The 25111-nt window shown below is 60.9% G+C and carries 26 protein-coding genes; 9 read left to right on the top strand and 17 right to left on the bottom strand.

All coding sequences use genetic code 11. The annotated features are described in order from the left end of the window. Positions 1-98: 98 nt before the first annotated feature. Positions 99-1535, bottom strand: a complete 1437-nt coding sequence (sufB, locus tag NW807_RS03100) for a Fe-S cluster assembly protein SufB (protein WP_414394152.1) — start codon at positions 1533-1535, stop codon at positions 99-101. 131 nt (positions 1536-1666) lie between these two features. On the opposite strand from sufB, the gene sufR reads away from it, so the two are divergent. Continuing rightward, positions 1667-2392, top strand: coding sequence for an iron-sulfur cluster biosynthesis transcriptional regulator SufR (gene sufR / locus NW807_RS03095; protein ID WP_414394150.1), 726 nt, complete (start codon positions 1667-1669; stop codon positions 2390-2392). Positions 2393-2446: 54 nt separating this feature from the next. On the opposite strand, the gene NW807_RS03090 is transcribed toward sufR, so the two are convergent. From NW807_RS03090 to NW807_RS03065, 6 genes are all read right to left on the bottom strand, one after another. After that, positions 2447-4243, bottom strand: coding sequence for a hypothetical protein (locus NW807_RS03090; RefSeq protein ID WP_414425268.1), 1797 nt, complete (start codon positions 4241-4243; stop codon positions 2447-2449). A gap of 30 nt (positions 4244-4273) precedes the next feature. Further along, entirely contained in the window at positions 4274-4534 is a 261-nt protein-coding gene (locus tag NW807_RS03085; protein ID WP_414404856.1) for a DUF6761 family protein, read from the bottom strand. Between the two features lie 73 nt (positions 4535-4607). Further along, entirely contained in the window at positions 4608-6203 is a 1596-nt protein-coding gene (locus tag NW807_RS03080; protein WP_414425267.1) for a CocE/NonD family hydrolase, read from the bottom strand. 70 nt (positions 6204-6273) lie between these two features. Further along, entirely contained in the window at positions 6274-6774 is a 501-nt protein-coding gene (gene fabZ / locus NW807_RS03075; protein WP_414394140.1) for a 3-hydroxyacyl-ACP dehydratase FabZ, read from the bottom strand. 86 nt (positions 6775-6860) lie between these two features. Continuing rightward, positions 6861-7766 (bottom strand): UDP-3-O-acyl-N-acetylglucosamine deacetylase, encoded by a 906-nt coding sequence (gene lpxC / locus NW807_RS03070; RefSeq protein ID WP_414394139.1) that lies wholly within the window; start codon positions 7764-7766, stop codon positions 6861-6863. Then, positions 7763-8320: a hypothetical protein gene (locus tag NW807_RS03065; RefSeq protein WP_414420513.1), complete on the bottom strand. Its 558-nt coding sequence runs from the start codon at positions 8318-8320 to the stop codon at positions 7763-7765. The genes lpxC and NW807_RS03065 overlap by 4 nt, the downstream gene beginning before the upstream one ends. 53 nt (positions 8321-8373) lie before the next feature. Between NW807_RS03065 and NW807_RS03060 the strand changes: the two genes are divergently transcribed. From NW807_RS03060 to rsmD, 4 genes are all read left to right on the top strand, one after another. Then, positions 8374-9153, top strand: coding sequence for an RNA methyltransferase (locus tag NW807_RS03060; protein WP_414411333.1), 780 nt, complete (start codon positions 8374-8376; stop codon positions 9151-9153). 338 nt (positions 9154-9491) lie between these two features. Further along, positions 9492-10190 carry a HEAT repeat domain-containing protein gene (locus NW807_RS03055; RefSeq protein WP_414394134.1) on the top strand — a complete coding sequence of 233 codons (699 nt, stop codon included), beginning with the start codon at positions 9492-9494 and terminating at the stop codon, positions 10188-10190. A gap of 36 nt (positions 10191-10226) precedes the next feature. Further along, the gene (locus NW807_RS03050) at positions 10227-11117 is read left to right on the top strand and encodes a Sll0314/Alr1548 family TPR repeat-containing protein (protein WP_414425266.1); all 891 of its coding nucleotides are present in this window, start codon (positions 10227-10229) and stop codon (positions 11115-11117) included. Between the two features lie 4 nt (positions 11118-11121). Next, positions 11122-11673 (top strand): 16S rRNA (guanine(966)-N(2))-methyltransferase RsmD, encoded by a 552-nt coding sequence (gene rsmD, locus NW807_RS03045; protein WP_414404861.1) that lies wholly within the window; start codon positions 11122-11124, stop codon positions 11671-11673. Here rsmD and NW807_RS03040 read toward each other — a convergent pair. The 7 genes from NW807_RS03040 to rph form a co-directional block, all read right to left on the bottom strand. Next, on the bottom strand, positions 11670-12269 hold the full coding sequence (locus tag NW807_RS03040; RefSeq protein WP_414425265.1) for a hypothetical protein: 600 nt from the start codon (positions 12267-12269) through the stop codon (positions 11670-11672). The two genes, rsmD and NW807_RS03040, sit on opposite strands and share 4 nt — an antisense overlap. Positions 12270-12313: 44 nt before the next feature. Next, positions 12314-13843: a glycogen synthase GlgA gene (glgA, locus tag NW807_RS03035; protein WP_414425264.1), complete on the bottom strand. Its 1530-nt coding sequence runs from the start codon at positions 13841-13843 to the stop codon at positions 12314-12316. Between the two features lie 55 nt (positions 13844-13898). After that, positions 13899-14468, bottom strand: coding sequence for a shikimate kinase (locus NW807_RS03030; protein ID WP_414404864.1), 570 nt, complete (start codon positions 14466-14468; stop codon positions 13899-13901). Between the two features lie 39 nt (positions 14469-14507). Continuing rightward, entirely contained in the window at positions 14508-15146 is a 639-nt protein-coding gene (locus NW807_RS03025; protein WP_414410270.1) for a riboflavin synthase, read from the bottom strand. Between the two features lie 24 nt (positions 15147-15170). Then, positions 15171-15602, bottom strand: coding sequence for a response regulator (locus NW807_RS03020; protein WP_414425263.1), 432 nt, complete (start codon positions 15600-15602; stop codon positions 15171-15173). A 178-nt stretch (positions 15603-15780) separates the two neighbouring features. Beyond that, a complete protein-coding gene (locus NW807_RS03015) occupies positions 15781-16353 on the bottom strand; it encodes a hypothetical protein (protein WP_414425262.1) in 573 nt (190 codons plus the stop codon). Positions 16354-16552: 199 nt separating this feature from the next. Further along, positions 16553-17281: a ribonuclease PH gene (rph, locus tag NW807_RS03010; RefSeq protein ID WP_414404954.1), complete on the bottom strand. Its 729-nt coding sequence runs from the start codon at positions 17279-17281 to the stop codon at positions 16553-16555. A 228-nt stretch (positions 17282-17509) separates the two neighbouring features. On the opposite strand from rph, the gene NW807_RS03005 reads away from it, so the two are divergent. After that, positions 17510-18928, top strand: coding sequence for a folate/biopterin family MFS transporter (locus NW807_RS03005; RefSeq protein WP_414422654.1), 1419 nt, complete (start codon positions 17510-17512; stop codon positions 18926-18928). A 53-nt stretch (positions 18929-18981) separates the two neighbouring features. On the opposite strand, the gene NW807_RS03000 is transcribed toward NW807_RS03005, so the two are convergent. Next, positions 18982-19659 carry a Mo-dependent nitrogenase C-terminal domain-containing protein gene (locus NW807_RS03000; protein ID WP_414425261.1) on the bottom strand — a complete coding sequence of 226 codons (678 nt, stop codon included), beginning with the start codon at positions 19657-19659 and terminating at the stop codon, positions 18982-18984. A 78-nt stretch (positions 19660-19737) separates the two neighbouring features. Between NW807_RS03000 and queA the strand changes: the two genes are divergently transcribed. Further along, positions 19738-20925: a tRNA preQ1(34) S-adenosylmethionine ribosyltransferase-isomerase QueA gene (gene queA / locus NW807_RS02995; protein ID WP_414425260.1), complete on the top strand. Its 1188-nt coding sequence runs from the start codon at positions 19738-19740 to the stop codon at positions 20923-20925. A gap of 8 nt (positions 20926-20933) precedes the next feature. On the opposite strand, the gene NW807_RS02990 is transcribed toward queA, so the two are convergent. Continuing rightward, positions 20934-21683, bottom strand: coding sequence for an HAD family hydrolase (locus tag NW807_RS02990; RefSeq protein WP_414425259.1), 750 nt, complete (start codon positions 21681-21683; stop codon positions 20934-20936). An 8-nt stretch (positions 21684-21691) separates the two neighbouring features. Next, on the bottom strand, positions 21692-22723 hold the full coding sequence (locus NW807_RS02985) for an aldo/keto reductase (protein ID WP_414425258.1): 1032 nt from the start codon (positions 22721-22723) through the stop codon (positions 21692-21694). 198 nt (positions 22724-22921) lie between these two features. Here NW807_RS02985 and NW807_RS02980 point away from each other — a divergent pair, with 198 nt between their 5' ends. Both NW807_RS02980 and NW807_RS02975 read left to right on the top strand, forming a co-directional pair. Further along, positions 22922-23422 (top strand): hypothetical protein, encoded by a 501-nt coding sequence (locus NW807_RS02980; RefSeq protein ID WP_414425257.1) that lies wholly within the window; start codon positions 22922-22924, stop codon positions 23420-23422. A gap of 50 nt (positions 23423-23472) precedes the next feature. Then, a complete protein-coding gene (locus NW807_RS02975; protein ID WP_414420528.1) occupies positions 23473-25107 on the top strand; it encodes a CTP synthase in 1635 nt (544 codons plus the stop codon). Positions 25108-25111 lie beyond the last annotated feature (4 nt).

The following is a 25111-nucleotide window of genomic DNA, read 5'->3' as shown; positions in this document are numbered from 1 at the left end:
AGCGGTTGCTCTTGAATGAACTCCAGACGAGCGTTCACCCTGGGATCGCGCAGCTAGCTAAAGTAAGCCGGCAATGGCCAATTCAGCTTGCTGGGGATCTAGCCAACAGATCCCTCTAGTTTCAGGCTCAGCAAGCGATCTGCCTCGACGGCAAACTCCATGGGCAGTTGGTTAAACACCTCCCGGCAGAAGCCGCTGATGATCATAGACACAGCATCCTCTGCAGAGATGCCGCGCGACTGGAAGTAAAACAACTGCTCTTCTCCAATCTTAGAGGTTGAGGCTTCGTGCTCCACTTTGGCGGTGTTGTTTTGCACTTCAATGTAGGGGAAGGTGTTGGCGCTGCACTGATCCCCAATCAGCAGGGAATCACACTGGGAAAAGTTGCGGGCGCCCTCTGCCTTCGGCCCAATTTTCACCAAGCCGCGGTAGCTGTTTCTGGAGTGCCCCGCCGAGATCCCTTTGGAGATAATTCGGCTGCGGGTGTTGCGGCCTATGTGGATCATCTTGGTGCCGGTATCGGCCTGCTGGTAGTGGTTGGTCAGGGCAACTGAGTAAAACTCGCCCACCGAGTTTTCCCCCACCAACACACAGCTTGGATACTTCCAGGTGATGGCGGAGCCAGTCTCCACCTGCGTCCAGGAGATCTTGGAGTTGGCCCCCTGGCAGAGGCCGCGCTTGGTAACAAAGTTGTAGATGCCGCCCCTGCCGTTTTCGTCGCCGGCATACCAGTTCTGCACCGTCGAGTACTTGATTTCGGCGTTGTCCAGGGCAATCAGCTCCACCACCGCCGCGTGCAGTTGGTTGGTGTCGAACATGGGGGCCGTGCAGCCCTCCAGGTAGCTGACGTAGGATCCCTCGTCGGCAATGATCAAGGTGCGCTCGAACTGGCCCGACTCGCTGTTGTTGATACGGAAATAGGTCGAGAGCTCCATGGGGCAGCGCACCCCCTTGGGCACATAGACAAAGGAGCCGTCGCTAAATACCGCCGAGTTCAGCGCCGCGTAGTAGTTGTCGGCAATAGGCACCACCGTGCCCAAGTACTTACGCACCAGCTCGGGATACTCCCGTAGCGCCTCCGACATGGAGCAGAAGATGATCCCTTCCTTGGCCAGCTTCTCCCGGAAGGTGGTGGCCACCGAGACGCTGTCGAAAATGGCGTCCACTGCTACATTGGCCAGTCGCTTCTGTTCAGACAGCGGGATCCCCAATTTTTCAAAAGTCTCCAGCAGCACTGGATCCACTTCGTCCAGGCTCTTTTTCTTCTCCCGCACCTTGGGGGCCGAGTAATAGACGATGTTTTGGTAGTCAATGGGGGGGTAGGTCACGTTTGGCCAAGTGGGCTCGCTCATCTTCAGCCACTGGCGGTAGGCTCGCAGCCGGAACTCCAGCATGAAGTCCGGCTCCCCCTTTTTGGCCCAGATTTGGCGAATAATGTCCTCGTTTAGGCCCTTGCCGATGGATTCTGAAGGGATGTCGGTAACAAAGCCGTACTTGTAGGGCTGGTTAACCAGGGCGCGGACGCTCTTAGACATGGGTGGCTCTCAAGTAGGGATTAGAAGCGCGCAAGAACAGACGGCCAACTAAAACAACATAGTTGTTGCTTAACTAATCCTCAAGTTACTTTAGCAATGATCCCGTTGTCAAAATAGGCAGGAGGACAACGGTGAACCGAGCACGTAGGATCGCCGGCCAGGCTACCCAGCCTACTTCCAGTAAGCAGGCTATCTTGATCTACCTGCGCAAGGCAGGACAGGCTACTGCCCAAACCCTAGCAGAGCACTTGGGCATTTCTCCCCAGGCCATTCGCCGCCACCTCAAGGATCTGGAGGCGGAGGGACTGATCCGCCATGTCGCTCAACCCAGCGGCCTGGGCCGTCCCCAGCACTTCTATCAGCTTAGCCCCCAGGGGGAAGCGCAGTTCCCTGCCCGCTACGACGAGTTTGCCCTGGGCCTACTCAACACGCTGGCCGAAACCTTGGGAGCCGAACAGATGGGATCCCTGCTCCAGCAGCAGTGGCAACGCAAAGCCCAGGAGTACCAAGCCCAGATGGGATCCGGATCCCTGGCCGAGCGGCTAGAGCGCCTGGTACAGTTGCGCCAGGCAGAAGGCTACATGGCCGAGTACTACCCCTATCCCAACCACCTAGCTGCCCCCAGGCCAGCAGAAGGCTCTGAGCAGTATGTCGAGCAGTACGTCCTGGTGGAGCACCATTGCGCCATTGCCCAGATTGCCCAGCGTTTTCCCAGCGTCTGCGGCCATGAGCTGGAGATGTTTGCCGCCGCTCTGCCCGATTGTCGGGTGGAGCGCCTCAGCTGGCAAGTTAACGGGGAGCACCAGTGCGGCTACTGGATTGCCAAGCCAGGCTCCTCCGCAGGGATCCCTTCCTAGGCCCAGCCCCGAGAAGGTGACGCCTTCAGAAGACAGGCAAGAGCAGCCATAGTCTTAAGGATCCGCCACCTCAAAGGCCCACAGCCCCCGCTCTGCTGGGATCCGATGCAGCTGACCCTTGGGAAAGCGTCGCCGCAGCGCTGCCCCTTGCTGCTCCCATACCCCCTCGTTCATAAACAGGGTAAACGGCGGCTCTAGGTCTTGGCTAAGCAACGTCTCGGGGGGAAAAACCTTCACCTCTTGTTCTTGCCTGGCAAAAAATTGAATCCAACTTTGCCAGTAGGCAGGCTCTCCCCAACTGAAATAGGGGTAGGCGGCGCTAGCAGCCAAATAGAAGCGGTGGTTGGGATCCCTCTGTCGAGCGGCCACGTAGCGCCCGGTGGCTCCCACGTCGTTGCCCTGCGTCGAGCCCTTGTGGACAAAGTCGCCCCAAATGGCCAAGTTCCAGCCTCCAATGAGGAGGATGGTGCCCGCCATCGCCGCTGCTGTTACGGTGGATCCCCAACGTTCCAGGGGAGCGGCCAGCGTCTGGATCCCTTCCAGGGTTAGGTAGGCTACAAAGGGCAGGATCACGAGCAGGCGGGTATAGTTGGGGGCTTTGGTGATAGCCAGGCTAAAGAGCAGGTAAAGAAACAGGAAACTGCCAATACAGAGCCAGTCGTGCGGCTGGCTGCGCCCCCTGAGGACGCGGTAGAGCCCAGATCCCAGCCCTAGCCAAATCAAGATCCCTGTCAAGGGATCCACAAAGGCATGGCCGTAGTTGGGATAGATATAGCCCCGGTCGTGCTGGCTGGGGTCGTTGAACATGCTCAGGCCATTGCGGATGTTGCGCCACACCCCCTCTGCCGGCGTAGCCGCGTTCACCCACATTTGCTGCAGCGCCCGCCCCTCGGGGAAAAAGAGAAATTGCTGGCGGGCATACTCGGCGCTTTCTGGGGGGGCAGTGGCGGTGGCTACCAGAATGGGCGCGGCCACCAGAAAAAATCCCAGCGCTGCCGGCACTGTCAGCTTGGCTAGGGTCCAAACGGGGTTGGCCTGCAGATCCTCCCGCCCCAAGAGCCAGTACAGAACGCCAAACAGGAGTCCCAACAGGATCACCACGCGCCCTGGCAAATAGCCGTAGAGGGAGAAAGCCGCTGCCCCTCCCCCCAAATACAAAAGCAGGGGATTTTTTTCCCGCACGCCCTTCAAGATCAGGGCCAGAGCTGCACACTCCACCAGCACAATCAGGTTTTCCCGCATGGCCATGCGGCTAATGCCTAACAAGGCGTGGTTGGATCCCAGAAGGGCCGCTCCTGCCAAGGCCAGCCGGGAGTTCCAGAACGACCGAAAAAACCCGTAGGCCACCAGAATAGTAATCACCCCAAAGGCGGCATGCACCGTGCGCACATTGACCAGGGTGACTCCTCCCATCAGCCGCGTCAGGCCGCCAAAGAGGCTAAACATAAAGCGGGGGAAATAGAAGTACTCTGGCATCAACCCAAAGAGATCGGGGTAGCGCACCCCGGAAGCCCGACGAGCCATGGAGGTGATGACAATCTCGTCGGTGTTGATTTGAAAAGGGATGTTGGCCAGGTCGTAGAGGTAGAGGGGAGCAAAAACCAACGCCAACAGCCCCAGGTGCAGCAGCTCCTGGCGCCAGCGCAGCCGCGTCGGGTCCCAAGGGGGCTGAGCCGGGGGAAACTGGGCCACATACAGCCCCACCAGCAAAATGCTCAGCAGCCAGATCCCAATTTGCAGTACGTGGTAGCCAAACGCCCCGTACCAGAGGGTCAGGGCTATTCCCAAGCCGAGGCCAGATCCCAATAGAGCTGGGCGCCGGGAAGTGGCCAGGGTATCCCAGACTGCCATAGGACTGGTTTCAGCCCACTGGTCGATAAGTTAGTAACCCCGCGTTCTCTCCGTCTCCCGCTCCGGTTCTGGCTCCCTGAAGTTGGAGGGATCGTAGAGGAAGCGGTTGACCTCATCTTCGAGGCGGTAGATCTCAAAGGGCTCTAATTGCTTGCCAGTTCGCAAGGCCAGCAGGTAGCCGTCCACCAGCAGCCGTAGCTCGTCAATGCGCTGATAGCCGCGATGCCAACTGTCCACCAGCGCATCGGTTAGAGCTTGATAGTGCCGGATTAGCTTTGGGTCCTGCAACATGGCGCTCTTTTGCCCACCTGGTCTCATCCTAGCGTTTGATTTTCGTTTGTTAAGCAGAGATTGCAAAGCCGCACTATTCCTCGAGAACGGGCAAGATTAGCCGCGAAGGCGTGTTGCCGCCGCTGTGAAGAGTCAGGGTGAGAATGCGGCCTTCCATTTGCCGCTCCTCCCGCTGGCCTGTACCTGGGTTAACGGGGTAGGCAGGGAAACAGGCTGCGCTTAGGCTAAGGCGTAGAGCGTGGCCACGGGGAATGCGGATACAGGTGGGCTGACAGGGGATCCCAATGGGGACATTGGGCTGGGGATCCCGCAGACGGCGGTAGCCCTGGGAAAAGTTATACACCTGGCCATCCGGCCTCACCACCGAGAGCACGGCGCAGAGATCAAAGCTGGGGCTGTCCGCCTCGACGTAGAGCTCTGCCGTGATGTCCCCCGCCAGGAGGAGGTCGGTTTCTAGAGGGGGAGTGGTGTAGGTAAGAACATCGGTGCGGCAGTCAACAGCAGAGCGCTCTTGGGGCCCGGCAGGGTAAACCAGGTGACCCCCCAGGGCCGGTACCGGTCGCCAGGGATCGTGAACAAAAGTATCCGACTGCTGCCTCGGCGGGGGCTCCGGGCGGAGGGATCCCTCGAGTTCGGAAAGGGCAGCTAGGCCAGTGCTGTGCAGGTAAAGAGCTTTTGGCTCAGGGTTGGGCCAGGCCTCAAGGGTGCGCCAGCGGTTGGAGCCCATCTCGAACAGGCGCACCGGCGGCTCTTGGAGGATCCCTGTGTCCTTGCCTTTGAGGAACTGGTCAAACCAGCGCACCTGCAGCCGATCGATGGGGCTGACGGCCTCAGGGCCAAAATCCAGCGCTCCCACCCTGCGCCCCCAAGGGAGGTGGGCCCACGGCCCGACAACCAGGTATTGGGGGTTTTGGCTGCGGGCACTCATCTCCTTGTAGAGGCGTAGGCTGCCACTCAGGTAGCTGTCAAACCAGCCGGCAATGTGCAGCATTGGCAGGTCCACCGCCTCCAGCCGAGGGGAGAGCTGGCGCCAGTAGTCGTCCGGCTCGCTGTGATCCAGCCAGTCGAAGTAATAAGACTGGGGCGCATATTGCTGCAGCATGCCCGGCTTGAGGGGGATAGGGTCGTGGAGGGGCAGGTTGCGCGACGCCTTGAAGAGGGCCTGATAGGCACTGGCATCTCCCCGCCGGCGTGCTCCCTCGGCTTCCAGTTGCAGGGCCCAACTGAGGTTGTTGTAGAAGGCAAAGGCTCCCCCAGGGTAGGCGGCATCCGCGTAAAGGTCGTAGGGCAGCATTGCCGGGCAGATGGTTTTCAAAGCGCTGGGACGGGCGGAGGCGGCATACAGCTGGGTCATGCCCTGGTAAGAAAAGCCGTACATACCCACCACGCCGTTGCTCCCTGGCAAAGCAGCCGCCCAGCTGACGGCGTCGAACCCATCTTCAACTTCGTGGCGGAAGGGGTAGAAGGAGCCTTTGGAAGTGCCTCGCCCACGCACATCCTGGATGACCACAATATAGCCATGGGCTGCGTACCAGCGCGGATGGGCGTACACCACTGTCGAAGCAATGGCCCGGCCATAGGGCTGCCGCATGAGCAAAACCGGATAGCTCCCTTCCCCCTCGGGGCGATAGATATCCGCGTCCAGCTGGATCCCATCGCGGGTTAACATGGAAACCGTTTCCCGGGGACGTACAGGCAGCATGGTTTGGAGGGGCGCGGTGAGGCTTTCCTACAGGTTACTAGTCCACCAAGGAAAACATCAGCTCGCCTTCAGTAACCAATTGCCCCCCCACCTGAGCCCGGCAGAACATCTTGCCGATGCGCTTTTGCCGGATGGTGAGCAGGTCAGCTGACAGCAGCAGTTGATCTCCAGGCAGGACGGGGCGGCGAAAGCGTACCCCATCGATGCCGGCAAAAAGAGCTAGGCGCCCGGCTGCATCCGGCAGCTTGGTCAGGACGATCCCTCCCACCTGAGCCATGGCCTCAACAATGAGGACACCGGGCATAATGGGGCGGTTGGGAAAATGTCCCTGGAAAAAAGGCTCATTGAAGGTGACGTTTTTGAGGCCCACTGCCCGTTGCCCTGGGAGATACTCCACCACGCGGTCCACCAGCAAAAAGGGATAGCGGTGGGGCAGAATCTCCAGGATTTGGTCTGTAGTGAAAACGGGGGGAGCAGCTGCCAACTGAGCCGCTGCTTCAGCCGAGAGAGGGGGAGGAGGACAGACGTCGGAGGACATGGCAAACCCAAAAAAGAGCTGGAAGACAAACCTCAAAGCCTAGAGGGGAAACAGCCTAGTCCCACGATAGCGGGCAGTGCATCCTGTCAAGACTGCAGGAGGGAGGCCAGCTTGCCGTGGCAGCCAGGATCCCTTTCTGGTGTTGCCTCCGCTTGAATCTGGAGGGATCCGCTCCTTAGCAACTGTTTGGCCAGACGGTGGTGCAGAGCATGCCCCGCCTTGTAGGCCACGATGTGCCCCTGGAGGCGGCAGCCCAACAGGCTGAGATCTCCTAGTAAATCTATCAGCTTATGGCGCACCGGCTCATCGGGGTAGCGCAGGGGTCCCAGCCACGCAGTTGCAGTACAGACAATGGCGTTTTCCAGGCTGCCCCCTTGGATTAGCCCCTGTTGGCGGGCTAGCTCCGCATCTTGCTGGCGGGAAAAAGTACGCGCCGCTGCGATGGAGCAGACAAAATCCGGCCTATCTTCCCTCCAGCTTAGCCACTGTTGGCCAATGGGAGAGTCGGCAAACTCGATGCCATAGGTAAAGCGGGCCTCGGGGTGGGGCAGGGCACTGACAAAAGCCTCCCCTGCCCAGACGGTAACCGGCTCTTGAACCACGCCCACCAGGGCGGGTTGCTCCTGGGCCAAGATCCCGGCCTGGACAATGGCCTCCACAAAGGGCAGGGCCGAGCCATCGAGGATCGGCAGCTCTGGCCCTTCTACCTCAATGCGGCAGTTGTCGATGCCCAGAACGTAAAGGGCAGCTAGGAGGTGTTCCACCGTCTGCACCTGAGCAGATCCCTGCTGCAGGCGGGTGCAGAGGGCAGCAGGAGCTAGGGATCCCACCTGGGCAGGGATAGGAGGGGAGCCCGGCTGATCCACCCGCACGAAGACCCGACCGCTGCCAGCGGGGGCCGGGTGGAGACTGCAGCGGACCGGCAGGCCGGTGTGCAGGCCGACACCTTCTAGGGAAATAGAGCTGGCCAAGGTGCGCTGTTGACTTCTCATGGGGCTCCTGCCGCAAGACGCTCTTGGCCCTGGTCGAAAACCCGGTAGTACAGCTCCCGGTAGCCCACGCGCAGCCTGCTGCTGGCGTCTGCCAATCTGGCTTTGCGACTGCGAGTGCCGTAGGCGCTGAACACCTCGTAGCTATCTCCCTCGAAGAAGAAGGAGGAGACATCGGACACCTCTTCGCCTCCCAGCAACTGCCAACGCCCTCCCTGGAATCGCAGCCGGTAGCGGGCCCTGTCGAAGCTGCCAGAGGGACGGTCGATAGTGGCGTCGATCCTGCCCTCGTACTCCGGGGGCTCGGCTCCTGCTATGGGATGTACCTCGACGGAAATATCGCGGTAGCGGCAATTGGGGCGGTTGCAAAGGCGAATTGAGCGCATCGCCTCGGCAATGGCTTCCAACCGCTGTCGCGCCTCCGCTAGAGAAACCCCCTGGGCTGGCTCTAAGGTGGAGGACAGTCTTTCCGGCGCAGCCAGCCCCGCCGATCCCCAGCAAAGCCCCAGCAGCACAAAACACAGCAGGCCTAGCCAGCAGCGGTAAGCAGATCCCATAGGGCTAGTTGTGGCAGGATCTAGTTCCTCTACTCTATCCGTAACCCCAGGCGATGCAGACACCCTCCCCCAGGGTTCAGGAGCAATTGGCCCAGGTGCGGATTGTCCTGGTGCGACCAGTGGGGCCGCGCAACCTGGGCGCCATTGCCCGCGTGATGAAAAACATGGGCCTGCAGCAGTGGGTCTTGGTGGATCCCCGCTGCGATCCCCTTGATCCCGAAGCAGTTACCATGGCTGTGCATGGCGCCGACTTGCTCCGCCAAGCCCGGCAAGTGCCAACTCTGGCGGAGGCCCTCCAGGGATGTGTCCAGGTCTTCGGGACTGCAGGCCGCCGCGAGCCCTACCCCCCCGAGTGGCAAGTTCAATCTCCCCGCCAAGCCTTTCCCGAGCTACTGGCCGCCGGTCCTGTGGCTTTGGTGTTTGGCCCTGAAGATCAGGGCTTGAGCAACGAAGAGCTGGCCCTCTGCCATCGCCAAATCCAGATCCCCACCGATCCGGCCTACCCTTCCCTCAACCTGGCTCAGGCGGTGGGCATCTGCTGCTACGAGCTGCGCACCCTCCTTTGCCCAGATCCGCCGCTTCCGCCTAGCCCTGGCCTCTCCAAGCCAGCTCCCTTCGAATTGCTGGAGGGCTTTTTCGGCCAGCTGGAGGCGCTGCTATTGCAAATTGGCTACCTGTATCCCCACACGGCCCGCCGCAAGATGCTCAAGCTGCGCGCCCTCTTTCACCGCGCCGGCTTGACCGTGTCCGAGGTGGCCTTGCTGCGCGGGATCTTGCGACAACTGCAATGGAGCCAAACGGCCTGGCGTCGAAACCTCCCCCAAGACGATTAATGCGGGGGTTTGGATCCCATAGGGGCGGGCAGGCAGTACACTCTGGCGGCTCCTCCCGGTTGCAAAGCCGTACGTAGCCCCAACCCCAGACCATTCGCCAGCATCCTGAACCGCCAGGGTTGCAACTTGCAAAGACTGGCTGGTGAGGGGCAGAAGCTTTTGTTATCCTGGCGCTTAGGTTCTCCCGTCGGCAGGGGGAAGGCGGCAAACTTTTCCTGGCACGGGAGGCGAGCAGGGTCTCTAGCTTGCCGTGTCAGGCGGGCTTGCTTCTAGTGGCAGGATCGGAGAGAGGGTGGGATCCAATGTTTACGTGGCTCTGGACAAGGCACTTTTCTCGGTTGAACCAGAGGCTGCAAAGCTTGGAGGTGGCCCGTGAGGAAAACCTTCTGTCCCCTGATCTCAGCGCCCAAACCCTGCAGGTAGCCCCCGATTTTTGGGAGCGGCAGCACCAGGCTTTTGTCTACGTAGATAAGCAGATCCGCAAGCTCAGCCGTCGCAGCAAAATCTGGGGTGGCCTGGCGCTGCTGGCGATTTTGGCCGATGCTGCCCTGGTGGTTGCCGGCCTAACCCTGTTCCAGTCTTGGCAACAGCTGCAGGCCAACCAAAACCTTGCCCGCATCGTTGAGCAGGCCTCAGCTGCCGATCCGGTGCAGCAGGCTTTTGACAACCTGTTGGCTCAACTGCCGCACCTGAACGGGGTGGAGCGGTATCGTGCCCTGGAGGCTCTGCAGGCTCTCTCGGCTATTGCCCCGGTAGATCAGGGTTCTGGATACGAGCCTAGCTTGGCGGCAACTCCTCTGGAGGCCCAAGTGCAAACGATCTACCGTCTAGGGCAGATGCGGGCGGTTGAGGCGGTGCCGGCTTTGCTGACCAAGCTTGCGGATAGGGAGCCGGCAGTGCGGGAGGCGGCAGCTCGTGCCCTTGGTCAGATTGGGGATCCGCGCGCCCTTCGGCCTTTGCACGAGCTCCTGGCCCATGAGACGGATGAGCTGGTCCAGGAGGCAGCCATTGCCTCCATTGCCCAACTGCTGCGGTAAAAAGCAGGTCAAACTGGCATTGACCCGGGCGTGGGGATGAAAAGCCGCAGGTTTAGCAGAGTAAGCAAGCTGGTAGGGATCCTGTGTTGGGTATGGGCAGCGGCTGGGCCAGTTTGGGCGCAGGATCCCTTCCGCAGTGGGGCCAATGCCCGCCCCATCAAGCCAGAGGTGGCTAGTGCCTTTGAGGAGTTCTTCTGCGCAGGCCGCTACACGCAGAGCCGGGAGAAGCTAGAGAAGGCTAGACAAGCTTCTCCCCAGGAGCCGATGGTCTACGCCCTGCTGGCGGCGCTGGCCTACCAGGAGGGGGATCTGGATGCTTTTGCCCAGTTAGCCACCCAAACCCGCCAGGTGGCCGCCGAGCTGAAGAAGACGGATCCCTTGCGCGGCAACCTGTACGAGGGCGTGGGCTATGGGTTGGAAGCGGCCAACATTGTGGTGCGGGAAGGGGTAGTGCTCGGCTTGCCTAAGGCGTTGCCCACTCTCAACCAATTGTTTGCGTCCATTCGCGCCGCCCAGGCAGTAGACAGCAGCGACCCGGAGCTCAATCTTCTCAACGGCTATATCGACTTGCTGCTAACCTATCGGGAGAAGGCTTTGAACCAATTTCGCCTAGCAGCGCCTGAGTATTTGTCCTACCGCGGCCAAGCGCTGGCCTACCGGGATATGCAGCGCCATGACGAAGCGCTGGCGGCAGTGGAGCGGGCAATTGCTGTTTCCTGCAACAACCCCGAACTTTACTACCTCAAGGCGCAAATCCTGGTTGCCAAGGGTCAAGACCGGGAGGCGGTTCCCCTTTTCGACCAGGCTTTGCAGGCCTCTAGCCAGTTGCCGAAAGCCTTGGTGGAGCAGATCCAGATGGAGCGGGATCGCGCCGCCCAGCGCAGTGGGCTGACTGTCCAGTTGCCTACACCGACTCCCTCTCCCTAAACCGATGGGCCTGCGCATCAGTGGCAAACGGACGCTGCAAACCCCTGCTGGCCGGGGAACTCGGCCCACCCCTGGGCGGGTGAGGCAAGCCCTGTTCAACATCTTGCGAGGGCAGGTGAAGGGCTGTCGCTGGCTGGATCTCTGCTGTGGAGCCGGCACGGTAGGGGCAGAAGCCTTGTGCCATGGGGCAGCCTTCGTGGCCGGCATTGAGATCGCTGCGCCGGCCTGTCGCCTCATCCAGGCCAACTGGGCAAAGGTAGCTCAGCCGGGACAATCTTTCCAGGTGATTCAGGGGGATGCCCGCAAGCTGCTCAGCCGCGGCCTGGGTTTGGATCCTTTCGATTACGTCTATTTTGATCCCCCCCATGACGCCGGTCTGTACGCCCCGCTTCTGCCGCTGATCCCGCCCTTGCTCAAGCCAGGTGGAACCTTGATTGTCGAGCATCGCAGCGGCCAAAAGCTGCCAGAGCAGGTGGGATCTCTCCTGCGCGTCGACCAGCGGGCTTATGGGCAAACGGCGCTGGCTTTCTACCGCAATCTGGAAGAAAAGCCCTAGGGAAAAGGAGTGCTAACAAAGCCAATTTCCAGCAGCTGCTGGTAGGCCTGGGTGCCTAGCTCCCGGGTTGGGGTTTGGCTTTTGATGACCTGGATCAACCAGCCCACGGCCTCCTCAGGGCGCCCGGCAGCCCGATAGACCACGGCCAGGTCGTAGGCGGCCTGATCCCGAGCCTGGGCGGCAACGCGGGCCAGCTCTCGCTGCTCTTCGGAGATGCGGTTTTGGATCCCGGCAAAAGCTCGGGAGAGATCCTGGTGGTAGTTGGAGCGCTGGTTGTAGGCGTTAAACACCTGCTGCAGGAGCTCGATGGCTCGGTCGTAGTTTTGGGCCTGAATGGCAGCGTCGGCCTCAGCAGCCAACTGTTCAGCTCGCAACGCGCTGAGAGCGCTGCTGGGTTGTTCTAGGGCCCGAAACTGCTGGGGATTGGGAATAAGCTGCTGGCGGGCGGGCACTTCTTGAGCCGTAGCCCAAAGACCTGAACCGACACCCAGCACTAGGCCAAGCAACAAGCCAAAGGCCAGCTGTACCCAAGAACGGGGCAGGAAGGCAAGGCCACGAGCAGCAGTTCGACCACCAGTAGGAGGCCGTCGAAACATTGGCAAGTACCCCTCAAAACCTTGCTAACCCGTTCCACTCTACCTCACTCCGCGGGGCTTTGCTGCAGCTCAGGGATCCCCTCCCCTAGCGGTTGCTGAGGAGGCAACTGTTCAGACGGCGGGGAAGCCGGTTGAGCCTGGGAGGGAATTGTTTCTGGCAGCAGGGGCAAGTTCATAATCCGCTCGTACAGGCGCAGGTACTGCAAAGCCGAGCGGTGCCAACTGAAATCGCTGGCCATGCCTCGCTTTTGCAGCGCTTGCCAAGTCTCCTTGTGCTGAAACGCCTCCCAAGCCCGCGCTAGACAAGTGTAGAAGTCCAGAGCCTCGTAGCGGTCAAAGCAGTAGCCGGTGCCGATCCCTTTGCTGGGAATATGGTGGCTGACCGTATCCACCAGTCCCCCTGTACGGCGGACAATGGGCACACAGCCGTAGCGCATGGCAATCATCTGGCTAATGCCGCAGGGCTCAAAGCGGCTGGGCATTAAGAAAACATCTGCCCCCCCATAGATTAACTGGGCCAGTTGCGGCTGATAGCCCTGCTGATAGGACATTCGGCCTGGGTGCCGCTGGGCCATTTCCCGGAGCCGCTCTTCGTAGTGGGCTTCGCCGCTGCCCAGCAAGACAAATTGCGAGTCACTGTAGGCCAGAAAGCGCTCCACGGTTTGAATGACCAAGTCAATCCCCTTTTGTTCCACCAAACGGGTCACCATGCCCATTAGAAAGACGTCGGGGTTGACGGTCAAACCCAGGCGGGTCTGCAGCACGGCCTTGTTCACCGCTCGACCGCTGAGGTCGTCGATGCTGAAGTTGGCGGCTAGATGGGGATCCGTGCGGGGATCGAACTTCTCGGTGTCGATCCCGTTCAAGATCCCCCACAGGCGTTCTCCTTTCCAAGCCAGCAGATCCTGGAGGCCCTCTCCATAGAGACTGGTGCGGATCTCCAGGGCGTAGGTGGGCGAAACGGTGGTTACCTGGTCGGCGTAGAGGATTCCGGCGGCCATAGTGTTGTGGGCGGAAAAATACCAGGGCAGCCAGGTCATGCGTTCCAGTTGCCAGCGCCACGGTCCCTGATAGGCCAGGTTGTGAATGGTAAAGACGGTGCCGATATCGGGAGCCTGGTGCATCCAGGCCGGGATCATGCCGGTGTGCCAATCGTGGCAGTGGATGATGTTGGGCCTCCAGGGGTAATAGGTCCAGGCAAATTCGGCCACAGCATTGGCAAAAAACGTAAAGCGCCAAAACTCGTCCTCGCCGTCGTAGATGCGGTGGGGGGCAAAGCAGTAGTGGCTGACCAGGTAAAGGGGGACATCGGTGCCGGGTAAAACGCTTTCGTAGATATCGGCCACCTGGCCCATAATCTGCTTTGACCAGATGGGATCTTTGGAGCGGGGGTATTGCCCCGGCTCTGGGCCAAATTGGTCCCACAAAAATCCGTACAGGGGCATGATAATGCGCACGTCCTGCCCCAGCTGGCGCAAAACAACAGGCAGGGATCCCACCACATCCCCCATCCCCCCCACCTTTGCCAAGGGCGCTGCTTCCGCTGCTGCAAACAAAATCCTGGCCTGTACCACCCTGCCCTCCCTGCTGCAATACCAGACCCTCCCCCTCCTATTTTTGGGGGTTTTGCTACGGGTTGCAGGGCGGCTGCTCTCGCAGGCGGGCGCAAATGGCCTGCCAAACCTGCTGGACCAACTGGGACAGGCTGGTTTCTGAGTGGATGGGCACCCGCACATCGGCCTGGGCGTAGAAGGGTTCTCGTTCCCGCATGAGCCTCTGCAGAGCAGCTTGGGGATCGGGAGCTTGCAGGAGGGGACGTTGGCCAGGATCCCGGCTCAGCCGCTGCCAAATGAGCTCAGGGGCCACATCCAGCCAGACGGTGAGGCCGTGGTGCAGGTAGCTCCAATTTTTGGGCCGCAGCACAATGCCGCCGCCGGTGGCAATAACCAGGCGAGTGTAGCCGCTCAGTTGCGCCAACACCTGGGTCTCCAGCTCCCGGAAGTGGGCTTCTCCCTGCTCGGCAAAGATCTGGGCAATAGAACAGCCGGCTACCTGCTCCACCAGAGCATCGGTATCAAAGAAGGGACGGCGCAACTGGGCTGCCAGCTCAGCTCCCAGGGTGGACTTGCCGCTGCCCATCATGCCAATCAAATAGACAGTGACGCCGCGCAGGCGTTCGGCTTCTTGGGGAGGGATCATGGGGGCAAGGACTCCGTCCCGCTACGCGAACGGCTGGGATTAGACGTAGCCGTGCTCGGCTAGAAACTCCAGGGAGAGGCTGCTCTCCGGCGGGGCCAGGCCCAGGAATTTTTCCACATATTTGCCCAGGAGATCTGCCTCCACGTTTACCGGATCCCCTACTTGCAGCAGGGAAAGGTTGGTCTGGCGGTAGGTGTGCGGGATCACCGCCACCTTAAACCAACACCCCCCTTGGCGGATCTCGGCAATGGTCAGGCTGACACCGTTCACCGCCACACTGCCCTTGGGCACGATGTAGCGGCCGATGGCCGCCGGCACCTCGAAGCTCAGCTCCCAGGCGTTGCCGGTGGCTGCTTGTTCGCAGAGGTGCCCCACTCCGTCGATATGGCCGCTGACGAAATGCCCCCCTAACTTGTCCCCCAGCCGCAGCGCCGGTTCCAGGTTGACTGGGCGTGGCCCTGGGGATCCGCAGCCCCAGGTCGAGCGGCGCAGGGTTTCCGGCGAGACATCTGCCAAAAAGCCATCGGGCAGGATCTCCACCACTGTCAGGCAGAGGCCATCCACCGCCACGCTATCCCCACAGGCTAACTGCGGCTGCAGCTTTGGGCAGGTAACCCGTACCTGCGAAGACGAGATCAACTGAGCTGTACCCAAACTGCGCACTAGACCCGTAAACATGCTTCGTCTTCCTTGGCCTGCTTGCTAAGCCTTGGCCTGATCCCCAAAGGGGGAAAGGGATCCCAGCCATAAGCTGGGCGAGTTGGTTTGGGCTCCTCGGAGAGAGCGGGAGGTGGGATCTTGGGCCTGGGCCAGGAGCCGCTCCACCTCGGCAGTGAGCTGGCTTTCGCTAAAAGGCTTGGTCAGGTAGCCGGTTGCGCCCGACCACTTGCCGCGGATGCGATCCAGCAAGCTGTCCCGCGAGGTAACCATCAGGATAGGGAGAGACTTGAACGCTTCCAGGCTGCGCACGATGCGGCAGAGCTCTATGCCGTCGTTCGCGTTAGCGGTGCGGAGCACATTCCGGGGCATGGCGATCGCGTTAGCGGTGCGGAGCACATTGTCCATCAATAGCAGGTGAGGCCGGTGCTGGAACAGGAGGGGGAGCACCTCGGCGGGGTTGCCCGTTGTAATCACGCGTTCGCGTTAGCGGTGCGGAGCACATTACTGGGATAGGTACTGCCGCAGGATCTCCTGCATCACGACGCTGTCGTCTACGGCCAAGAGGGTTATGGAAGTGCGGCGCTGGGGTTGCCGCAATTCGGGGGGCGTTTGCAGGCTCACCAGACCTTTTTTGGCCCAAGCGGCAAAGAGGCTAGCTACCTCCAGCCGATCGCGTGAGCGGTGCGGAGCACATTTCCCGACAGAGCTTTTGGGCAATGGCCTCCAGCGACTGGCCATCTTTGGTGAGAGCATGGAGCTTCTGGCGCTGTTCGTCGCTAAGGCGATAGCGGTTGACCCGTTCGCGTGAGCGGTGCGGAGCACACTCGAACAGGTAGCGGTCAAAATCGGTAAGCAGGTTCAGCCAGAGGGCATCTTCCAGCTCGCCTGGCTTTATCAAGCCCAGCTCGGTCATCATCTCCAGCAACTCCGGCAGGGAGTTGTCTGGGAGCAGCCGCTGCTGCAGCACACGGATAACCCGCTGGGGCCAGTCCAGGTTGAGGCGGGGGATAAAGCGCGATAGCCGTCGCAGTAGGATCGGGGCATTGAGGGGCTGATCGGCGGAAAAAAGCAGCCGGCCGTGGTAGTAGGTCAGCACCCAAGGCTCTGTGCCCTCGGCGGGATCCTCGCCCCTAAGGTGAAGGTGGAGATAGCCAGTGGTAAACCGCCGACCTTGCTGCCGGAGCAGAGGCGCCAGTTCCGCCGCTGCAAAGAGAAAATGGGACATGGGAAACCCTCCGGCCTAGCCTCTTCAGGCTACCTAAGCAGCGACTACGTCAGCTACTCACCTCAGTTGAAGAGAGAGCCTTAGTTTGCGGCTGCTTTATCCCATTATCTCCCCTTCATCAAACCATTAACCTGGCCACACCCTCCCCCTGCCGGGACAGCAGTTCCCCCTTTCGGGGCCCGGGCTAGGCTTGCCTTGGCTACAAGTCTAGAGCCTCCCGCTGGGCCTGGAGCAATTTCTGGATGCCGGCCTGGGCCAGGTCTAGCATTTGCAACAGTTGCGAGCGGTCAAAGCATCCGGCTTCGGCGGTACCCTGGATCTCAATTAAGGCTCCCTGCTCGTTCATGACCACGTTCAGGTCCACTTCGGCTTGGCTGTCCTCCTCGTAGCAGAGATCCAGCAGCACCTCGCCTTGCACAATTCCCACCGAAAGGGCTGCCACTTGCTGTTGCAAAGGGGATCCCTGCGCCGGATCCAGCAGTCCCTGCTTGTAGAGCCAGGTGATGGCATCGTGCAGGGCCACGTATCCACCGGTAATTGCGGCGGTGCGGGTGCTGCCATCGGCTTGCAACACATCGGCATCGATGGTGATGGTGCGGGATCCCAGCTTCCGGAGATCCAAAGCTGCGCGCAGACTGCGCCCAATTAGCCGCTGGATCTCAGCGGTGCGGCCGGAGACCTTGAGCGTCTCCCGCGGCTGGCGCTGTTGGGTGGCGGTGGGCAGCATGCGGTACTCTGCGGTCAGCCAGCCTTGGCCGGTGTTTTGTAAAAAAGGGGGGACTTCTTCGGCCACGGTGGCGGTGCAGAGAACATGGGTATCGCCAAGCTTAACCAACACCGAGCCGTGGGCGTAGCGGGTGAAGTGGCGCTGGAAGGAAACCGGGCGCAATTGGGTAGGGGTGCGGCCATCAGGGCGTTGCCAGCTCATGGGCGATTCAAATCCCTCGCATTGTCGTTCAGGTTCACCCACGGCAGCTTCTCCAAAAGGGCTGCCAGCGCCTTGGAAGACAGGCAGCGGGAGAGCTGCTGTTGTAGGCCAATAGGCAGGTTACAGTGTAAAGAAGTTCTTAGCCAACTTTTCCTACTGTTGCAGCAAGTTCTGGAACAAAAGGTGTCCTGCAGGGCAGGACCCAGCCAGCAAGAAGACACAGACGTCATGATCCTCCTCTTCCTGCAGCGTTTACGTCAGTCGGCGCTCGACCCCCTCCAGGAGATCCGCTGGACGCCGGAACTGTTTGGGATCCTGCTGGTGTATTTTGTGCAGGGGGCAGTGGGGCTGGCACGGCTAGCCACCAGCTTTTACTTGAAGGATAACCTGGGCCTCGGCCCAACACAGGCAGCGGCGTTGATGGGCCTGGCTGTAATCCCCTGGACTGTCAAGCCTCTTTATGGACTCCTATCGGATACGCTGCCGCTAGCAGGCTACCGGCGCCGCCCTTACCTCCTGCTGGCAGGGCTGTTGGGATGTGGGGCCTGGCTGGGGATGGCTCTGGGGGCGCCGACGGCTGAGCTGGCCCTGCTTTGGATGGTTTTGGCATCCCTGGCGGTAGCCGTGGGGGATGTCATTGTCGATTCGCTGGTGGTGGAGCGGGTGCAGGGCAGTGACTGGGCGGGAACGGGCACGCTGCAGTCTCTAACGTGGGGGGCCACAGCTCTGGGATCCCTGCTCACGGCCTATGCCGGGGGGGCGCTCTTGGCTCACTATCCTCCCCAGGTGGTGTTTGGGCTAACAGCCCTGCTGCCCATGCTGATTGCCCTGGCTGCTTGGGTCATTGAGGATCAGCCCGTGGCTAGCGCCTTGGGCTGGGATCCCCTGCAGCAACAGGTAGCTCGGGTGTGGCAAGCCCTGCGGCAGCCCAGCGTTTTCCTGCCGCTGCTGTTTGTGTTTGTCTGGCAGGCAACTCCCAGTGCCGACGTAGCGCTGTTTTACTTTGTTACCAACGATCTCGGCTTTGGTCCGGAGTTTTTGGGCCAGGTGCGGCTAGTGACTAGCGTTGCCAGCTTGGTAGGGGTGGGAATCTTTCAGGTGTATCTGCGGCACATCCCCCTGCGCCCCCTCTTTGGCTGGATGACGGTCATTTCCGCAGCTCTAGGCCTGACCAGCCTGATCTTGGTCTATCACCTCAACCGCGCTTGGGGCCTCGACGACCACTGGTTTAGCCTCGGGGATAGCCTGGTGCTGACAGTAGCGGGGCAAATTGCCTTTATGCCGGTGCTGGTTCTGGCCGCCCGCCTTTGCCCGCCAGGGATCGAGGCCACCTTTTTTGCCCTGCTCATGTCGGCCTTTAATTTGGCGGGGTTCCTCTCGCAGGAGCTGGGATCCCTGCTCATGCACGCTCTAGGGGTAACCGAAAGCAATTTCAGCCACCTGGGGCTGCTTTTGGTGATCACAAACCTCTCCACCCTCTTGCCCTTGCCCTTGTTGGGTTGGCTGCCCGCCGAGAGGATAACTCCCAGCCCAGCAGAGTTGGAGGCGGAAGCTCAGGCTTCGCTGCAGTCCTTCTTGCAGGGAGCAGAAGCAGCCGCTAGGAGAGAGGCAATCCCTTTGGGAGAGACGGACATAACCTACTCCTAAGGGGCCGGCGGCCAGTAGATAGCGTTGGCTTCCTCCTGCTTGAGCGCAGGCTATCAAGTGTATTGGCTAATGTCTTCCCCAGCTTCTGCCAGGAAGGAGAGGGCGCGGCAGCGCAAGGCCACCACCTGGTCGTAGAGGGGGTTAAGCTTGCACATGGGGGGAATGTGCAGCACCTTGCGGCCAAACAACACCACATCCCGCTCAAAGGGGCAGTGGGCAGGGATCATACGGCATAAGAAGCGGGCTACCCTCACGTCGCGGACTTGGATGCTGTCCAGCCACTTGCGCAAGGGAGCCAAAAGGTCGGTATAGCCGCTTTCAGGCTGGGCTTTTGCCGGCGATGGCGAGGTGGCCCTCTTGTCGACCAGCGTAGCCTTGAGCAGATGGAGCTGGGGAAGCTCCAGCCCAAAGGCAGTGGCCAATTGGTGCAACAAGCGATCTTCCGGCTCGGAATATACTCCATCGGCAACGGCTGTCATCACCGCCGTGCGCAGGAAATCTTCCCGCAACTCCGGCTGCAACTGGGCCGCCAGCTCTTCGGGGGAGAGGGGAGCGAGATCTTTCCCCTCTTCTTCGGGCCAGTCGGAGCGGATGAGATCTTCGATGAGTCGTTGCTCTTCGGGGCTGTATTCTCCATCAGCCCAGGCAATGCCAAGCAGCCCTCGTAGCCATAGTTCCGCCTGCTGGGGTGAGCACTCCCTAGCAGAAGTAGGCGTGGAATCGCTAGACATGACAGAGCTCCACAAGAAGCCACCGCCATTTTAAAGAGCTAGGCTGGAGGTTGAAGTCTGTGCAACCTCTTTTTGTTCATGACGGATCCTCTTCCACCCCTAGCTGCCCAGGTTGAACCCAGCCCAGGGAGCGCTGAAGAGCCCAACCCGGATCTCCTAACTGCTGCCTACGACTACTTCCTACCTCCTGAGCGGATCGCGCAGAGGCCGGTGGAGCCCCGGGATCAGGCGCGAATGCTGGTGGTGTACCCAGATAGGCACGAGCACCGCCGCTTCTGCGACCTCCCCGACTACCTGCAGAGCGGGGATCTGCTGGTTCTCAACGACACCAAGGTCATCCCGGCCCGGCTGTGGGGAGCCAAGATCTTGCCAGGAAAGGACGCTTTTGGGGCGCGGGTAGAGGTTTTGCTGCTCGAGCCAGAGCAGCCCGGGATCCCAGGCAACACCTCCCCTCAGCAGCAGATCTGGCGGGTCTTGGTCAGGCCGGGCAAACGGGTCAAGGTGGGGGATCAAATCCGGTTTTGGGATCCCCAGGGCCTGCCGGCTGAGCTGACGGCCACAGTGCTGGCGGTGGACGCGGAGACCGGCGGACGGGTGGTGCAGTTTGCATGGGAAGGGGCGGATGCCTTTGAGCAGATCCTGGAGCGGGTGGGGCGGATCCCGCTTCCTCCCTATCTGGAAGCTGCCCGTGCCCTTGACCCGACAAGTGCGGGAGTCCGACCTGAAGACTATCAAACCGTCTGGGCCAGACACCCCGGCTCGGTGGCTGCCCCCACCGCAGGCCTGCATTTTACCCCTCAGCTTTTGGAGCGGTTGGCCCAGAAGGGGGTCCAAACTGCCTACATCACCTTGAACATTGGGCTGGGTACCTTCCGCCCGGTAGAGGCAGAGCGAGTAACCGACCACCGCTTGCACAGCGAGTGGCTCAAGGTGCCGGCAGAAACGGTGGACACTATTCGCGAAACCCAAGCCCAGGGAAGGCGGGTGATTGCGGTGGGAACAACGGTGGTGCGGGCCCTAGAGACGGCAGCCCTCTCCGGCGCCCTACAACCCTGGCAGGGAAAGAGCGACCTCTTCATCTACCCCGGCTACTCCTGGCGGGTGGTGCAGGGGCTGATCACCAACTTTCATCTGCCCCGCTCCAGCCTGATGATGCTGGTGGCAGCCTTGATCGGGCGACAGCGCTTGCTGGATCTCTACCAGGAGGCCATCGAGCAGGGCTATCGGTTCTATTCCTTTGGGGACGGCATGCTGATCCTGCCCTAGGGGGATTCTTACCCTTTTGCCAAGGGCTTGGCAGGAAGGTCAGCAGGACGGTCTTGGCCAGTGGCAAACCAAGTTTGGAGGCGCTCCCATTCCACGTGGGGGTAGCCATCCACTGCCCAATTGGCCCGCCGCTGCAGCATGTGCAGAGGAAAGAAAGTGGCCAAAGCCAACACCGGGATCCCTTGCGAGCGAGCCGCTTGAATGCCGGCGTAGGTGGCTTCAAAACTCAGGCACTCCTGAGGGGAGAGCCCCATCCGCTCTAGGAGCAGACGGTGCAACTGAGGATCCCCTGCCTCGCCGGTTACGCGGTAGCGGAAGTCATGAGTCAGCCGCGCCAGAGCTGGACAGGGGAAGCGCTCCAGAAAAGCCTCCACCTCGATAGCGGCGTGACCACTCAAGAGGCCCACCTTGAGCCGTAGCTGCTCCAGCTTCTCCAAGGCCTCCGCCAAGCCGGGAACCAGAAGAGATCCCTTTTGCTCCTGCAACGCCTGCCGGTAGTAAAGGGCCTTGCGCTGCAAAAGTCCTTCTTGCTGCCTGGGGCTGAGCACCCGTCCCTGGGCTTGCCAAAGGGCAAGGAGACTCTCCCGATCCGGTTGGCCCAGATGGTGTAGCCGATAGAGCTCTTTTTGCGCCGGGGATCCCAGATCCCAGGGGCGCAGGTTCTCCTCCAGCAACACTTGGTTGATGGCGTAGAGGTGCAGCTCCTCGTCGTCAGCCACCACGCCGCTCCAGGTTAGGATTACCCCTTGCAGCGTCATGCGAGGTCCTATTTCAGATTCTCCGGACAATTCTGAGAAGCTGGGATCCCTGGGCGGGTAGGAGGAGCCATAAAGCTGGGGGGAAGGGGTTCGGGGACGTGCCTTTGCAGGATCTCGTCGATGGCCTGCATTGCCTCCGCCTCCAGCGACCAGCCCCAAACTCCGGCTAGGTCATCCAGCTGCTGGCGCTTGCGCGCTCCCCATAGGATTGCACTCACCCCCGGCTGATCCAAGAGCCAGCGCACCGCCAACTGGGGCAGCGTTTTGCCGTAGCGCTCCCGCGCCAGCCGGCTCAGCTCTTCTGCCGCTTGCAGGTACTGGGAGTAGCGAGGCTCTGCAAACTTGGGATCGATGCCGCCGCGCAGATCTCCAGGCGGAAACTTGGTTTGCGGAGTCAGCCTTCCCCCCAACAGCCCCCGGCAGAGGGGACTGTAGATTAGCGTGGCAATGCTGTTGGCCTGGCAGTAGGGCAGGACATCTGCTTCGATCTGGCGCTCAAACAGGTTATAGGGCGGCTGGGCCGTGTGCAGGGGAGCCACCTGGCGGAAGCGCTCCATCTGCTCCGGAGAAAAGTTGCTCACCCCAATGGCGCGGATCTTTCCTTCCTGGAGTAGGCGGCCGAAAAAGGCAGCGGTCTCCTCCAGAGGCTCCAAGGGATCCGGCCAATGCACCTGGTAGATGTCGATCACATCCGTCTGCAGGCGGCGGAGGGAGTTTTCCAGATCCTGAGCCAGCCAACTGAGGCTGCAGTTGCGCACCACCTTGCCGTTAGTCCACTGCAGGCCGGCCTTGGTGGCAATGACTACGCGATCCCGACAGCCGGCATCCCGGATGGCCCGTCCCAAGAGCTCTTCCGAAAGGCCGCGGCCATAGGCCGGAGCCGTGTCAAAGAGCGTAATGCCCAGGTCAATAGCCTTGCGGAGGGTGGCATACGCTTCCTGGGGATCCGCTGGCCCCCACCAATCCCCGGTCATGCTCCAGGTGCCCAGCCCCACGCGGCTAAGTTTTAGCCCCGTCTCGGCAAGCGTAACAAACTCCATGGCAACGTCTGCAAACAGGATCCCGTTTCAGGATGCTAACAGGCGCCGGGGGAGGACAAAGCCCCTTGCGCAGACAACCCACGCGCCTAGCTGCTGGTGGAAAAAGAGGGCGGGCTTTTGCCTCTGCTTTCCCGACTAGCGGCCTAGTAGAGTGAGGATTGAAAAATTCACACCCCAAAACTTTTGAGGAATGGTTCCATGAAGTCCATTTTCCCTCTCTGTCTGGCCGGCTCCCTGAGCGGCGTTTTGTTCTGGGGATCCTTGCTGCCCGTTCGGGCGCAGGGGATCACCCCGCTTTTCCCAGAAACTCCACTGCCCCCTAGCCAAGATATTCCCACCTTGCCCATCGTGCCGGATCCCCGGCCTGTGCCGCCCACACCTGCCCCGCGACGACCGCTGCCCAGGGGGAGCTTTGAGGAAATTAGCCGCTACTTCCGCGATCTCAACCGGGCTAAGAACCTGGCTCGCCAAGCGGCCGAGATCGCCAACGGGGGCTTGCAGCGCTACCGTGCCGAGGCTTCCATGCACGGGGCAGCCATCGACGCGCCGTTTGAAGAGTTTGAAGACGCCTGGGTCTTCACCTTCCGCGGCGGCGAGCCCGGCTTTGTCCAACCCAGCATTGAAACCCAGGTGCGGGTGGATCGGCGCACCTTTCAGACCACCATCCTCTACAATGGCCCCATTCGCTCCCGGCGCTGAGGAAGCCCTGGGATCCCTGGCATAATCAAGAAAGGGCAAGGGTCGGGGCTATGGCCAAGTTTGTCTTCATCACCGGCGGGGTCGTCTCCAGCATTGGCAAAGGCATTGTAGCGGCTAGCCTGGGCCGTCTGCTCAAGTCCCGCAACTACACCGTGTCGATTTTGAAGCTGGATCCCTACATCAACGTGGATCCTGGCACGATGAGCCCCTACCAGCATGGGGAGGTGTTTGTTACCGACGATGGCGCCGAGACGGACTTGGACTTGGGCCACTATGAGCGCTTCACCGACACCAACATGTCCAAGCTCAACAACGTCACCACTGGCGCCATCTACCAAGCGGTGATCTCCAAGGAGCGGCGGGGCGACTACCAGGGCAGCACGGTGCAGGTAATCCCCCATGTAACCCAAGAGATCAAGGAGCGGATCCGGCGGGTGGCCCGCGAGACCAACCCCGACGTGGTGCTGGTAGAAGTGGGGGGCACGGTGGGGGATATCGAGTCTTTGCCCTTCTTGGAAGCCATCCGCCAGTTCCGCAAGGACGTGGGCCGCGCCAACGTGGCCTATGTGCATGTCACCCTGGTGCCTCTAATCAAGGCATCGGGAGAGATGAAAACTAAGCCTACCCAGCACTCGGTCAAGGAGCTGCGCTCGATTGGCATTCAGCCGGACGTGCTGGTGTGCCGCTGTGAACAACCCCTGCCGCGCGCCATCAAGGAGAAGATCTCCGAGTTCTGCGACGTGCCGGTGGAATGTGTCATCCAGGCGCAGGATGCTCCCAGCATCTACGACGTGCCCCTGATCCTGGAGCAGGAGGGCCTGGCCCAGCGAGTTTTGGAGATTCTCAACCTGGATCCACAGCAGCCGGATCTGCGCGAGTGGGAGCTCCTGGTACAGCGGCTGCACCACCCGCAAGAGCAGGTGGAGATCGCCATTGTCGGCAAATACGTGCGCCTGACAGACGCCTACCTCTCGGTAGCAGAAGCCCTGCGCCATGCCGGGCTGGCCCTCAATGCTGGCGTTACCTTGCGCTGGATCTCTTCTGAGGAAGTCGAGGAGCGGGGACCAGAAACTCTGCTAGCGGGGGTAGATGGCGTAGTGGTGCCAGGGGGGTTTGGCAACCGCGGCATCGAGGGCAAGGTGGTCACCATCCGCCACGTGCGGGAGCGGGGCATTCCCTTTCTGGGGCTGTGTTTGGGCATGCAGTGTGCGGTGATCGACTGGGGATGCCATATTGCCGGCCTGGAGCGGGCCAACAGCTATGAGTTCGATCCCGACACTCCTCATCCCGTCATCAGCTTGCTGCCGGAGCAGAAAGATGTGGAGCACTTGGGGGGAACCCTGCGCCTGGGCCTCTACCCCTGCCGCATTCTGCCCGACACCCTGGCAGCCAAGCTCTATGGTGAGTCAATTGTCTATGAGCGCCACCGCCATCGCTACGAGTTCAACAACGCTTACCGTAGCCTGTTCCTCGAGTCTGGCTACGTGATTAGCGGTGTTTCGCCCGACAACCGCCTGGTGGAGATCATCGAGCTGCCCAGCCACCCCTTTTTCATCGCCACCCAATTCCATCCCGAGTTTCGCTCCCGCCCCAACCGCCCGCATCCCCTCTTTTTGGGCCTGATTGAGGCTGCTCTGCGCCGCCGTTCCCAGCTTCAACCGCTGCAGTTGCAAAGTACAAGTTGATCCT

This window comes from Synechococcus sp. R70.1, assembly GCF_047461675.1.
In the GTDB taxonomy this organism is placed as follows: domain Bacteria; phylum Cyanobacteriota; class Cyanobacteriia; order Thermostichales; family Thermostichaceae; genus Thermostichus.
This window is presented reverse-complemented; position numbering and strand designations above follow the sequence as displayed.